General features: G+C 63.4%; 2 protein-coding genes. Both read left to right on the top strand.

Annotated features, from left to right (window positions below):
• The first annotated feature begins 63 nt into the window (after nt 1-63).
• Nucleotides 64-843 carry an imidazole glycerol phosphate synthase subunit HisF gene (gene hisF, locus F0Q04_RS21680; protein ID WP_021026068.1) on the top strand — a complete coding sequence of 260 codons (780 nt, stop codon included), beginning with the start codon at nt 64-66 and terminating at the stop codon, nt 841-843.
• Nucleotides 844-1,659: 816 nt separating this feature from the next.
• On the top strand, nt 1,660-15,423 hold the full coding sequence (locus tag F0Q04_RS21675; RefSeq protein ID WP_182343484.1) for a beta strand repeat-containing protein: 13,764 nt from the start codon (nt 1,660-1,662) through the stop codon (nt 15,421-15,423).
• Nucleotides 15,424-15,487: the final 64 nt, after the last annotated feature.

The following is a 15,487-nucleotide window of genomic DNA, read 5'->3' as shown; positions in this document are numbered from 1 at the left end:
GCGTGTTATCGTTTTGCCCGTCTGGCGTTATTGCCACCGCTCCCATCTGCCACGAGATCTTCCATGCTTGCCAAACGCATCATTCCTTGCCTCGACGTGACCGGTGGCCGCGTCGTCAAAGGTGTCAATTTTGTCGAACTGCGCGATGCCGGCGACCCGGTGGAGATTGCGGCGCGCTACAACACCCAGGGCGCCGATGAGCTGACCTTTCTGGACATCACCGCCACCAGCGATGGGCGCGATCTGATCTTGCCGATCATCGAAGCTGTTGCCAGCCAGGTCTTCATTCCACTGACCGTGGGCGGCGGCGTGCGCACCGTGGCCGATGTGCGGCGTCTGCTCAATGCCGGTGCCGACAAGACCAGCTTCAACTCTGCGGCCATTGCCGACCCTGCCGTCATCAACGCCGCCAGTGATCGCTACGGCTCGCAGTGCATTGTGGTTGCCATCGACGCCAAGCGCCGCCAAGGCCAGGATGTCATCGAGCGCGGCGAGGGCTGGGATGTCTACAGCCACGGCGGGCGCAAGAACACGGGGCTGGACGCTGTCCGCTGGGCCAGTGACATGGCCGCGCGCGGCGCCGGAGAGATCTTGCTCACCAGCATGGACCGCGATGGCACCAAGTCCGGTTTTGACTTGGCACTGACCCGTGCCGTGGCCGATGCCGTGGGCGTGCCCGTCATTGCTTCGGGCGGCGTGGGCAACCTCGACCACCTGGCCGATGGCGTGCAGCAGGGCGGCGCCGATGCGGTGCTGGCAGCCAGCATCTTCCACTACGGCGAGTTCACGGTGCAGCAGGCCAAAGAGCGCATGCGCGAGCGCGGCATCCCCGTGCGCCTGTAAGCACCGCTTTCACTCTGGGATTGACCCCAGCAACGGCGCCTTCGGCGCCGTTGCTGTTTCTGGCTCCTGCCCCGGCTGCCCGGCCTGCCAACGGGCCCTTGGCCGGCGGCATCTCTGGCGTTGGAGCCTTCCGTCTCGTGCTGGTGGCGGTGCAGGGTCTTTTTTCTTTCTGACTTGCTCTTGTATCTACCCGTAAGCACCCCCCGCGACGGGGCGGCGCGCCTGGGCTTGTCGCCTGCCATTGTTAGGGTCTATGCATTCGCGGGCCGTTCAGAGCGGCTGCGGGCCCGGTCCACCGGCGCGGTGTCAAGGTGCGTCAGCAAGGGGAGCTGCGCGCTGTGCGGGTAGGCCAGTTCTGAGCCCTTCATTTTCTCGCCGTCATTAGTGATCTGCGCATCTGCAAAAGTGATTGATTTAATCGATCAAAAATGACAGTTTGCAATAATTGACAATGTTTCCGAAGTTGAAACACACTCGGTAATTCCAAGCTGCTATAAACCCGATCTATCTATTTTTAGTCACAGTTTGTTTCGGTTGTCGAGGGGCATCGGTGTAAAACCCGCAGGCAATTGCAAGAAAACTATGAGAAAAAGCGTTGCCGACGCGGGCCTGGCGACGCTCATAAGAGGCTGGGGGTTGTCGGTTATGTCGGTGTTTGGGATATGCGTTACGCAGGCGTGCGCCTGCCTGTCTGCTTTTCGTTTGTTACGTACGCGCGCCGCCATGCTGGTGGCATTGCTGCTTCTACCTGTCAGCGTTTGGGCGCAGATGTGTGCGGCACCGGGCAATGATGGTGCGGGTGCTGCCACCGGGATTGTGAATGATTACTTTCCTGGCGCTGCAGCATCGACGCTGGCAGCGGGCAGCACTAGTCTGACCATCGGCACGCAGAGAGCGGGCGCTGCAGGCAAAACCCTGGCCGCCAATGACCTGTTGCTGGTGATCCAGATGCAGGACGCCAGCATCAATGCAGTCAATTCCAGCGCTTACGGCAACAGTGGCAGTGGCGGTCAGGGCTCGACCAGTGTCGGCAGCTCCGGTCTTTATGAGTTTGTGAAGGTGGTGTCGGTCTCGGGCTCGACCGTGACGTTTTCCCCTGCGTTGACCAATACCTACCGCAATGCAGTGGCGACGACGACCTCTGGGCAAAAAACCTACCAGGTTGTGCGGGTGCCCCAGTACACCAGCGCCTCGGTAAGTGGCGTGACGGCCCCCGCCTGGAACGGCGCCACCGGTGGCGTCGTGGCCATCGATGCGCGCGATACCTTGACCCTCAATGGGGCCACGGTGGAAAGCCAGGCCAACCGTGCGATTTTCCTGGCCGGCAAAGGCTTTCGGGGTGCAGTGGGCAGCAATGGCTCGGTCCAGGGCTCACGAGAGGATTGGATGGGAACCTATGCCACTGCAGGTGGCGGCGGCGGCAAGGGAGAGGGCATTGCCGGGACCCCTCGCTATATGGCCAACAAGGTCACGAACTATGGATCCAAGACGGTCAATGCGGTAGCGGCGAACGGCATCACGTCGGTAGACAACAGCGTAGAAGGCTACCCAGGTGGATCGCGTGCACGCGGCGCGCCGGGCAACGCGGGCGGTGGTGGTGCTGATGGCGCGCCTTCGGGCACCAACAACGGCCAGTTCAATTCGGGCGGCGGCGGCGGGGGCAACTATGCCGCTGGTGGTGTCGGTGGCCGGCCCTGGAACTACCCGCTGGTTGACAGCGGAGGCCGCGGCGGCGGCGGCTATGTAGGCACCACTGCTTTCAACCGCATCTTCCTGGGCGGTGGTGGCGGTGCAGGTGGCACCAATGATGGAACCGCCGACAACACGGCCTACAGCAACAACGGCATTGCCTGCTCGGATACGGGCGGCCGCTGCTCCTCCGGCGCCTCTGGCGGCGGCATTGTTATTTTGCGTGCGCAAAATCTCGCCGGTACCGGCGTGATCGATGTGCGCGGCGCCAATGGCTACAACGTGCAAAACGATGCGGCGGGCGGCGGCGGTGCAGGTGGCTCGGTGGTGATCCACACGCTCGAGGGTGGCTCTGCGGTGATCGACGCCAGCGGTGGTGATGGCGGCAACGCCTGGGCCGGCAACCAGACCAATGCGGGCAACCGCCATGGCCCTGGTGGCGGGGGCGGTGGGGGCTTTATCGCTTTTTCTCCGTCCAGCATGGTGGTTACCACCACCATCAACGGCGGCACACCGGGCTACACCACCAACGGCACCACCGACAACTATGGCGCTTTTGGCAACCAAGGGGGCATTGCCTCGTTCCAATCACCCAGTGCACCGGGCACCATGCCTGGTGCTGCCTGCGCGATCGACCTGCGCCTGACCAAGAGCAATGGCGCCAATATCGTGAATGCTGGCGGGTCAACGACTTACACGCTGACCGCCAGCAATGTAGGTGCGTCTCCCTCCAGCGGTACGATCACTGTGGTGGACAAGCTGCCGCAGGGCGTGACGATTCCTGCGGGCGCCGTGCCACTGACGGGCGCCAACGCCGCCAACTGGAGCTGTTCTGGCGCGGCAGGAGGCGGGGTGATCACCTGTACCAGTTCCACCGCCATCGCGGCAGGCGGCAGCAGTGTATTCGGTGTGACGGTCAATGTTGGCCTGCAGACAGCGACGGGTACCATCGCCACCAACCGGGCAAAAATCGGTGGTGGCGGTGACCCGCTCAATGGCAGTGCGCCTACCGAAACTGCGGTGGACGCCTGCACCGGCAATCAGTCCCCGGCAGGCTGTGCCGTTGACGTGGATGCGGTGAACTCGCCGTTGCTCAGCCTCACCAATAGCGATAACACCGATGTGGTGCTGGCCGGCGGGACGACCACCTATGCGTTGACCGTCAGCAACGTCGGCAATGCGCCCACGGCGGGCACAATCACCGTGGTGGATGTGCTGCCTACGGGCATGACCTATACCGGTGCAACGAGCTTCACCAGCGGCGGCTTTAGCTGTACCTACACCTCGGGCACCACAAGCTTCAGCTGTACCCGCTCCACACCGATTGCAGCCGGGGACAACGCCGCTATCTCGCTGCCGGTCTCGGTTGCCAGTACCGCGCCCAGCGCCTTGGTCAACCTCGCCCGCGTTGGCGGTGGCAGTGATTCCAGCAAACCCAATGCGCCCACGGTGGCCACTACGCAAACCTGCTCTCCGGCGATGGCTTCTGAAATCGCCACGGGCTGCGCGGCAGATACCGATTCGGTCAAGCGTGTGCAGCTGAGCCTGACCAAGGACGATGGCCGCTTTGGCATCTATGTGGGTGGCACGACGACCTATGCTTTCCGGGTCAGCAACACCGGTGACGCCAACTCTGTAGGCACCATCAGCTTCCGCGATGTGCTGCCCACGCCGATGAACTGGCCTGCTGCACTCACCAAGACCGGCCCCAATGCCGCAGACTGGACCTGCACCCGGGTCAGCAACACGGAAGTCAGCTGTACCTCGACCACCGCGATTGCGGCGGGCGGCGTGAGCCAGTTCAGCCTGCTGGCCAATGCGGGCGCGATGACCAGCGGCGACCAGTACATGAACAAGGCGCGCGTGGGCGGCGGCGGAGACGCCACGCTGGCTACGACCTCGCCCACGACCGCGCAGGTCAGTGCCTGTACCAACAACAGCATTCCAGCCGGTTGCGCCATCGATCTGAACACGGCGCAAACACCGCCGACGCTGCGGCTGACCAAGGTTCACGCCAATCCCCAGAGCAAGGCGCCTGGCGATACGGTGGCCTTTACGCTGACGGTCGCCAACTCCGCGACCGCCGAGGCCTTGGCCAATACCGTGCGCGTGGTCGATGTGTTCCCCGCGGGGCTCAGCAATTTCACCGTGAACGCCACCCAGGGTATCTTTACCTGTGCGATGGGCTCGGGCGCTGACAGCAATGTGCTGACCTGCAACAACACTGGCGGCGCATTGGCCGCCAGCACCAGCGCCACCATCGCCGTGACTGCCACGGTCTCGGCGACCACCAGCACCACCTTGGTCAACAAGGCGCAGGTGGGTACCGACAACACCGACCCCACCACCAGCAGCTATCCCACCAGCACGGCGGCGGCGGCCTGTACCGCGCTCAATACGCCGACCGTCGGTTGCGCCACGGACTCGATCCCGGTGGTGCCATCGGCCACCTTGACGGTGGTTGCCAACGTGGCAAGCCGTGCCGCCAGTACCGACCAGTTCACCGTGGCCATCAGCAACGGCCCCACTGCGACGACCTCGGGCACGGCCACCGGCGCAAGCACCGCTGCCTTCGCGGCAACGCCGGGCACCAGCTATGCACTGAGCGAAACGGCTGCCGGCACGGCCAACCTGGCGCGCTACACCACCACCTACGCCTGTACCAATGCCACCGCAGGCGGCACCTCGGTGGCGCCGGGCACTGGCACCACCGTGAATGTGACCCCGCAGGCGGGCGATGCCATCACCTGTACGTTCAGCAATACCCCGATCGCGCCGCGCCTGACCCTGGTCAAGAGCATTGCCTCGCGCGCACTGGCCTCGGACCAGTTCACGATCGCCATCAGCAATGGTGGCCCCACGGCATCGACCACCGGCACGGCAACCTCGGCCAGCACCACGACCTACACGGCCACCGCCGGCACCAGCTACACACTGAATGAAGTGGCAGCCGCTGGCGCCAACTTGACGCGCTACAACAGCAGCTACAGCTGTACCAACACGGGCGTTGCCGGCACCACCATGCCTGCGGGCACGGGCACCAGCTTCAACCTGACCCCTCAGGCGGGCGACAACATCAGCTGTACCTTCAGCAACAGCGCCATTGCGCCCAAGCTGACGGTCAACACCGTCGTGGCGGGCCGCATTCTCGGCACCGACCAGTTCACTGTAGGCATCAACAACGGTGGCCCTAGCGCCACGACCAGCGGCACACAAACCACGGCTTCGGCAGGCCCGGCCACCGCGACGGCCGGCACCAGCTACCTGCTGACCGAAACTGCCGCTGGCTCGCCAGCGGCCAACCTGGCCCGTTACACCACCACCTACAGCTGTACCAATGCGACGGCGGGTGGCACCAGTGTGCCCTCGGGTGGAGGCACCTCCATCACCGTTGTGCCCCAAGCCGGTGATGACATCAGCTGTACCTTTACCAATACGCCGGTCTACCCCAAGCTCAGCGTGACCAAGGCCGCATCGCCGACCAGCTTTGTCGTGGGTGCCAGCGGCCAGAGCTACCGCATCACCATTGGTGTGGCCAATGGGCCCACCACCGCCGCGATCAGCATTGCCGACAGCCTGCCCGCTGGCGTGACCTTGTCAGGCGCGCCCAGCGTGAGTGGTGCCGCGACCTTGAGCGGTTGCAGCAGCAGTGGCAGCAGCATTGGTGCTTGCCAACTGGCCAGCGGCCTGGCCGATGGCAGCTATGTGCTGACCATTCCCGTGTCGGTGGCATCATCGGCCACCAGCGCTGGCGCTGCCAACACCGCCAATCTGGGCGGTGGCGGTGATCCCAGCTGTACGGCTGCAGCGACCACGGAGACCTGCGACCCCACCACCGGTGCGGTTGCCGTCAAGACCCCGGCCAATGTCAGCCTGGCCAAAACCGGCGCAGCCACTGCCGTGTCTGGCAACAGCTATGTCTATACGCTGGCGCTGAGCAATAGCGGCCAGACCGCCACGGCCTCCAACCTGGTGGTGCGCGACCAGCTCGCCACCGGCATGGTGGCCACGGCCGTTACCGGTGCCAACTGCGGCACCTTGCCCAGTGCGGCAGGTGCCTTGCTGACCTGTACCGTCAGCGATCCGATCGCTGCGGATGGCGGCTCTGCCAGCATCCAGCTGACGGTGACCATGCCCAATGGCGGTGGCAATGTCGTCAACTATGCGGCGACCCATCCATCGGGCAGCGGCAATCCCGGTGTGGACCCTGGCCCGGCCTGTACCAATGCGGCCAATGTGGTGTGCGCCAGCGCGACGGCCGCCGTCAGCACTCCCGCCAATGTCAGCCTGAGCAAGACGGGCGCAGCCACGGCGCTGACTGGCTCCAGCTATGTCTACACGCTGACCCTGAGCAACAGTGGCCAACTGGCCACCGGCAGCAACCTGATCGTCAAGGACAAGCTGCCTGCAGGCGTGGTGGCCACTGCCGTGACTGGCGCCAGCTGCGGCGCGCTCCCCAGCAGTGCCGCTGCCTTGCTGACCTGTACCGTTGCCAGCCCGCTGGCAGCCGGTGCATCGGCCAGCATCGAGCTGACCGTCACCTTGCCAAGTAGCGGTGGTACCGTCGTCAACAACGCTGCTACCAATCCCACGGGCTCGGGCGCTCCGGGCGTGGACCCCAGTGTCACCTGCGTGAGCAGCGGCACGACTGCTTGCGCAAGCCACAGTCTGTCGGTCAACACACCGGCGAGCCTGGCCACCACCAATGTATTGACCGCCGTGAACGGCAGCCCCGTGCCAGCGGGCTACCTGGCCAAGCCCGGTGATGTGCTGACCTATACAGTCAGCGTCACCAACAGTGGTGGTACCGCCGGCAGCACCGACGTCGGCCAGACCGTGCCAGTAGGCACGACCTACACAGGTTCCGGCCAAGGCTGGGGTGCAGGTTGCACGGCAGCGGGCACGCAGTGCGCGCAAACCGTGGCAGTGGGGGCGAACCAGACCAGCACCGTGCAGTACACGGTGACTGTGGCTAACCCAGGCAGCACCGCGACCATTGTGGACACCGTCACCAGCTCGGTGGGCACCTGCACGACTTGCCAAGTCACCACCGACACGCAGCATGCAGATATGCAAGCCACTGTCACGGTCAGCCCTGGTAACACCAGCACGACCGGTGTTGAGCTGACCTACACCAGCATCTGCAAGAACAACGGCCCGCAAACGGCACTGAACGCCGCTTGCACGGTGACCGCTCCTGCCGGTGCAGTGACGACTTGTACACCAACGACACCAGCCGCAACGCTGGCATCGGCTGACAGCATCACCTGCATCACCAAGCTCACACCAAGTGCAGCCGGTGACTATGCGGTGAGCGTAGCTACCAGCAACACCTTGTACGACGCAGCTACTGGCAACAACAGCGCAACGACCACCGTGAAGGTCAACACCCCTGCAGACTTGCATATCGTCAAGACCCTGGCGCAGGTCAATGGCGCGGCAGTCCCGGCCAACTATGCCGCCAAGATCGGTGACACGCTGACCTATGCCATCTTGGTCACCAACACGGGCGGCACTGCGGGTACCACGGTCCTGACCGAAACCGTGCCGGAAGGCACCAAGTTTGTGGGCGTGGTCACCAACCCAAGTCAAAGCTGGAGCCAGGCACCACAGGTTTGCGCGGCAGCAGCCAGCACCTGCACGCAGAGCGTGACGGTGCCAGCGCAGAGCACGGCGACTCCTGCTGTGCCTGGTGAGCAAACGCTTGAGTTCACGGTGGAAGTGATTGCGCCTGCGACCAGCAACGGCAAGATCACCAACACGGTTGTGAGCGACATTCCAGCTGCTTGCGCCTCTGGTACTTGCTCGGTTGAAACTGCGAATGCGGTTGCCGATATGCAAGCGCTGATCACCTCGATCCCATCCTCGGCAGTAGTCGTGGGTCAAAGCGTCACCATCACTGGCCTGTGCACCAACAATGGCCCGGCCAATGCGGTCAACGCCAGCTGCGCGATGACCGTGAACAACGGCGGAACCAGCATTGCTGCGACCTGTGGTGCGAACGCAAATCTGGCAATGAACGAGAGCATCAGCTGTACGGCTACCTTCACCGCAGCCCAAGGCGACATCAGCGCGACCATCAACGCGGCAACGCAAAGCTATGAAAGCAACACTGCGAACAACACGGACACCAAGTCCACGGTGGGCAACACGCCAGCCAGCCTGGCGACCACCAATGTGCTGACCTTGGTCAATGGCAGCCCCGTGCCAGCTGGCTACCTAGCCAAGCCCGGTGATGTGCTGACCTACACCGTGACGGTGGTGAACAGCGGCGGCACTGCTGGCAGCACCGACGTGGGCCAGACCGTACCGGCAGGCACGACCTACACGGGCACCGGCCAAGGTTGGGGCGCAGGTTGCACAGCAGTGGGCACACAGTGCGCGCAAACCGTGGCAGTCGGTGCTGGCCAGACCAGCACCGTGCAGTACACCGTGACCGTGGCTAGCCCAGGCAGCACCGCGACCATCGTAGATACCGTCACCAGCTCGGTGGGCACCTGCACGACTTGCCAAGTCACCACCGACACGCAGCATGCAGATATGCAGGCCACTGTGACGGTGACGCCAGGCGCGACCAGCACGACCGGTGTTGAGCTGACATACACCAGCATCTGCAAGAACAATGGCCCACAAACGGCCTTGAACGCAGCCTGCGTGGTGACCGCTTCTGCCGGTGCAGTGACGACTTGCACGCCTACGACGCCAGCAGGAACGCTGACATCGGGTGACAGCATCACCTGCACCACCAAGCTTACGCCTAGTGCAGCCGGTGACTATGTGGTGAGTGTTGCGACCAGCAACACCTTGTACGACGCAGCTACTGGCAACAACAGCGCAACGACCACCGTGAAGGTCAACACCCCTGCAGACTTGCATATCGTCAAGACCCTGGCGCAGGTCAATGGCGCGGCTGTGCCTGCCAACTACGCCGCCAAGATTGGTGACACGCTGACCTATGCGATGGTGGTCACCAACACCGGAGGCACTGCGGGCACCACGGTCCTGACCGAAACCGTGCCAGAAGGCACCAAGTTTGTGGGCGTGGCCACCAACCCAAGTCAAGGTTGGAGCCAGGCACCACAGGTTTGCGCGGCAGCAGCCAGCACCTGCACGCAGAGCGTGACGGTGCCAGCACAGAGCACAGCTACTCCTGCGGTGCCCGGTGAGCAAACGGTGGAGTTCACCGTGGAAGTGATAGCGCCTGCGACCAGCAACGGCAAGATCACCAATACCGTGAGCAGCGACATTGCTGCAGCTTGTGCCTCTGGTACTTGTTCGGTGGAGACCGCCAACGCCGTCGCGGACATGCAAGCGCAGATCACCTCGATCCCATCCTCGGCGGTAGTCGTTGGACAAAGCGTGACCATCACGGGCCAGTGCACCAACGGCGGCCCCGCCAATGCGATCAACGCCAGCTGCGCGATGGTGATCAGTAATGGTGGTACCACTATCAACGCGACTTGCGACGCAGCCAAGACCTTGGCAGTAAGCGAGACGCTGGTCTGCTCGGCCACCTTCACGGCAGCTCAAGGCGACATCAGCGCGACCATCAACGCAGCGACGCAAAGCTACGAGTCCAACACTGCGAACAACACGGACACCAAGTCCACGGTGGGCAATACGCCAGCCAGCCTGGCAACCACCAATGTGCTGACCTTGGTCAATGGCAGCCCCGTGCCAGCTGGCTACCTGGCCAAGCCCGGGGATGTGCTGACCTATACCGTGACGGTGGTGAACAGCGGCGGCACTGCTGGCAGCACCGACGTGGGCCAGACCGTACCCGCAGGCACGACCTACACAGGCACCGGCCAAGGCTGGGGCGCAGGTTGCACCGCAGCGGGCACACAGTGCGCACAAACCGTGGCAGTGGGTGCGAACCAGACCAGCACCGTGCAGTACACCGTGACCGTGGCTAGCCCAGGTACGACCGCCACTGTTGTTGACACCGTCACCAGCTCAGTGGGTACGTGCACGACCTGTGTGGTGACTACCGACACGCAGCACGCAGACATGCAGGCGACCGTGACGGTGACACCAGGCACGACCAGCACGACGGGTGTGGAGCTGATCTACACCAGCGTGTGCAAGAACAATGGCCCACAGACGGCCCTGAACGCCGCTTGCACGGTGACCGCTCCAGCCGGCGCGGTGACGACTTGCACGCCCACGACGCCAGCCGCAACGCTCGCATCGGGCGACAGCATTACCTGTACCACCAAGCTCACACCAAGTGCAGCCGGTGACTATGCCGTTAGCGTTGCGACCAGCAATAACCTGTATGACCCAGCAACGGGCAACAACAGCGCGACGACGACCGTGAAGGTCAACACCCCTGCAGACTTGCATATCGTCAAGACCCTGGCGCAGGTCAATGGCGCGGCTGTGCCTGCCAACTACGCCGCCAAGATCGGTGACACGCTGACCTATGCCATGTTGGTCACCAACACGGGCGGCACTGCGGGCACCACGGTCCTGACCGAAACCGTGCCAGAAGGTACCCAGTTTGTGGGAGCTAGTGCTCCTGATGTAACTCAAGGCTGGAGCCAGACACCAGAGGCTTGCGGCGTGGCAGCCAGCACCTGCACGCAAAGCGTGACGGTGCCAGCGCAGAGCACGGCGACTCCTGCTGTGCCTGGTGAGCAAACGGTGGAGTTCACGGTGGAAGTGATAGCGCCTGCGACCAGCAATGGCAAGATCACCAATACGGTTACTAGCGACATCCCAGCTGCTTGCGCAGGCAACACCTGCGCGGTGGAGACCACCAACGCCGTCGCCGACATGCAAGCTCAGATCACCAACATCCCATCCTCGGCAGTAGTCGTGGGTCAAAGCGTCACCATCGCTGGCCTATGCACCAACAGTGGCCCAGCCAATGCGTTCAACGCCAGTTGCGCGATGGTGATCAGCAATGGTGGTTCCACTATCAACGCGACTTGCGACGCAGCCAAGACCTTGGCAGTGAGCGAGACGCTGAGCTGCTCGGCCACCTTCACGGCAGCCCAAGGCGACATTAGTGCGACCATCAACGCAGCAACGCAAAGCTACGAAAGCAATATCACCAACAACACGGACACCAAGTCCACGGTGGGCAATACGCCAGCCAGCCTGGCTACCACCAACGTCTTGACTGCAGTGAACGGCAGCCCCGTACCCGCTGGTTATCTGGCCAAGCCTGGTGATGTGCTGACCTATACCGTCAGCGTCACCAATAGTGGTGGTACCTCCGGATCCACCGATGTCGGCCAGACCGTACCCGCAGGCACGACCTACACAGGCGCCGGCCAAGGCTGGGGCGCAGGTTGCACGGCAGCGGGCACGCAGTGCGCGCAAACCGTGGCAGTCGGTGCTGGCCAGACCACCACCCTGCAGTACACGGTGACCGTTGCCAGCCCAGGAAGCACAGCCACTATCGTTGATACGGTTACCAGCTCGGTAGGTACCTGCACGACTTGCCAAGTCACCACTGACACGCAGCATGCAGATATGCAGGCCACCGTGACCGTGACGCCAGGCGCGACCAGCACGACTGGTGTGGAACTGATCTACACCAGCATCTGCAAGAACAATGGCCCACAAACGGCCTTGAACGCAGCCTGCGTGGTGACCGCTTCTGCCGGTGCAGTGACGACTTGCACGCCTACGACGCCAGCAGGAACGCTGACATCGGGTGACAGCATCACCTGCACCACCAAGCTTACGCCTAGTGCAGCCGGTGACTATGCGGTGAGCGTAGCTACCAGCAATACCTTGTATGACGCCTCGGCAGGTAACAACACAGCTACGACTACCGTCAAGGTGAACACACCTGCAGATCTGCATATCGTCAAGACCTTGGCGCAAGTGAACGGCGCTGCTGTGCCTGCCAACTATGCCGCCAAGATTGGTGACACGCTGACCTACGCCATCTTGGTCACCAACACCGGCGGCACTGCGGGAACCACGGTCCTGACCGAGACCGTGCCAGAAGGCACCAAGTTTGTGGGCGGTGGAGCTTCGAATCCTGAACAAGGCTGGAGCCAGGCGCCACAGGCTTGCGCGGCAGCAGCCAGCACCTGCACGCAGAGCGTGACGGTGCCAGCACAGAGCACAGCGACTCCTGCTGTGCCTGGTGAGCAAACGCTTGAGTTCACGGTGGAAGTGATAGCGCCTGCGACCAGCAACGGCAAGATCACCAACACGGTTGTGAGCGACATTCCAGCTGCTTGCGCAGGCAACACCTGCGCGGTGGAGACCGCCAACGCCGTCGCGGACATGCAAGCGCAGATCACCAACATCCCAGCCTCGGCTGTGGTGGTGGGTCAAAGCGTGACCATTACCGGCCTGTGCACCAACAATGGCCCGGCCAATGCGGTCAACGCCAGCTGCGCGATGACCGTGAACAACGGCGGGACCAGCATTGCTGCGACCTGTGGTGCGAACGCGAATCTGGCAATGAACGAGAGCATCAGCTGTATGGCTACCTTCACTGCAGCCCAAGGCGACATCAGTGCGACCATCAACGCAGCAACGCAAAGCTATGAAAGCAACACGGCCAACAACATGGACACCAAGTCGACGGTGGGTAACACCGCAGCCAGCCTGGTGACCACCAATGTGTTGACCGCCGTGAACGGCGCAGCAGTGCCGGCCGGTTATCTGGTCAAGCCCGGTGATGTTTTGACCTACACCGTGACGGTGGTGAACAGCGGCGGCACGGCCGCCAGCACCGATGTCGGCCAGACCGTGCCAGCAGGTACCACCTACACCGGCACGGGTGAGGGTTGGAGTGCAGGTTGTGCTGCGGCTTCCAGCACCTGCAGCCAGACGGTGGCAGTGGGCGCGGGCCAAACGAGCACCGTTACCTACACTGTCACCGTGGCCGGCCCTGGCAGCACGGCGAGCATCGTTGACACGGCTACCAGCAGTGTCGGCAGCTGCAGCAGCTGCCAGGTGACCACCGGCACGCAGCATGCAGACATGCAGGCCACCGTGACCGTGACGCCGGGAATGACCAGCACGACCGGTGTTGAACTGATCTACACCAGCATCTGCAAGAACAATGGCCCGCAAACGGCCTTGAACGCGGCTTGCGTGGTGACTGCTCCTGCCAGTGCAGTGACGACTTGCACACCAACGACGCCAGCCGCAACGCTGGCATCGGGCGACAGCATCACCTGCACCACCAAGCTCACGCCAAGCGCGGCCAGTGACTATGCGGTCAGCGTGTCCACCAGCAATGACTTGTACGATGGCGCACCGGGCAACAACACGGCGACGAGGACCGTCAAGGTCAACACGCCGGCGGAGCTGAACATCGCCAAGACCCTGGCGCAAGTCAACGGTGCGGCAGTCCCCGCCAACTACGCAGCCAAGATCGGCGACACGCTGACCTACCACCTGCGGGTGACCAATGCGGGCGGTACTGCCAGCACCATGGAGCTGACCGAGACTGTGCCAGAAGGCACCAAGTTTGTCGGCGGCGGTGCCTCCAACCCCGACCAGGGCTGGAGCCCGGCTCCACAGGCTTGCGATGCAGCGGCCAGCACCTGCACGCAAAGCCTGACGGTGCCCGCGCAAAGCGCAGAAGGTGTGGCAGGTGAGGAGACCGTTGCGTTCACGGTGGAGGTGCTTGCGCCTGCGACCAGTAGCGGCAAGATCATCAATACGGTGACCAGCGATGTGCCAGCCGCTTGCGCGGCCGGTGGCTGCACAGCAGAGACGGCCAATGCCGTGGCGGACATGCAAGCGCAGATCACGACGATCCCGTCTGGCGCCGTGGTGGTGGGTCAAAGCATCACTATCACTGGCCAGTGCACCAACAATGGACCGGTGGAGGCCCTCAATGCAAGCTGCGTGATGACCGTGAACAATGGTGGCGCGAGCATTGCCGCAATCTGCGATGCCAACACCAACCTGGCGGTAGGCGGAAGTCTCAGCTGCACGGCGACCTTTGCTGCGGCAGAGGGTGCGATCAGCGCCAGCATGACGGCAGCAACGCAAAGCTACGAAAGCGACACCGCCAACAACAGCGATGCCAAGGCCGTCAACGGCAACACACCATCGGCCGTGACGGTGACGAATGTGCTGGTGAAGGTCAACGATGCGCCTGTGCCTGCAGGCTATGTGATCAAGCCCGGTGACAAGCTGACCTACCAGGTGCAGGTCAGCAACACGGGCGGCACGCCTGGCTCGACGGTGTTGACGGAGACGGTGCCTGCGGGTACCCGCTATGTCGGCGCGGACGAAGGCTGGACGGCGGGTTGCGTGGCCGCAGGTAGCAGCTGCACGCAGCCAGCGACGGTGCCGGGCGGCAGCCCACAAGCGCCGGGAACGGTGGCCTTTGAGTACACGGTGCGCGTGGACGACGCGGTGACCAGCCCCAATGTGGTCAACACCGTAGGCAGCAGTGCAGCGGGCAGCTGCAGCGCCGCCTGCTCGGTCAGTACGCCGACGCAAGCTGCCGATATGCAAGTGAGCATGCCTGCAACCATCGATGCGAAGGTGGGTGTGGAGTTCACGCTGACTTCCATCTGCCGCAATGCAGGGCCAGCCACGGCGACCAATGCACGTTGTGACGTCAGCGGCGCGCCTGCCGGTGCGGTGACTGTCTGCACGCCGACCCAGCCGGTGGCGGCACTGGCAGTGGGTGAGTCGATCACCTGTACTACCAAGTTCACGCCGACCTCGACCGCTGCTATCACCATCACGACCCGCGCCAGCAGCGATGTGTTTGATCCTTCGGCCGCCAATAGCGAGGCCTCCGCGTCGGCGGTGTTTATCAACACCCCGCCAACGGATGTCAAGCGGGTGCCTGTGAATGCGGCATGGGCCATGGCCTTGATGGCGCTGCTGTTGATGCTGTTGGCGGGCAAGGCCCTGCCACAGCGCCAGGGCCGTCGTCCCCAGGACTGACCGTTCTGAGCGTTAGCCTCTCCGGCCCGGTTGCATGGCTTGCACCGGGCCGGTTTCTTTTGCG

Source organism: Comamonas koreensis (genome assembly GCF_014076495.1).
GTDB lineage: Bacteria > Pseudomonadota > Gammaproteobacteria > Burkholderiales > Burkholderiaceae_C > Comamonas > Comamonas squillarum.
The sequence above is the reverse complement of the archived record's forward strand: the minus strand, read 5'-3'. Positions and strand labels throughout refer to the sequence as shown.

What these genes read in the sequence shown, in the direction of transcription:
- hisF (WP_021026068.1), top strand. Translation starts at nt 64, where the DNA reads ATGCTTGCCAAACGCATCATTCCTTGCCTCGACGTGACCGGTGGCCGC.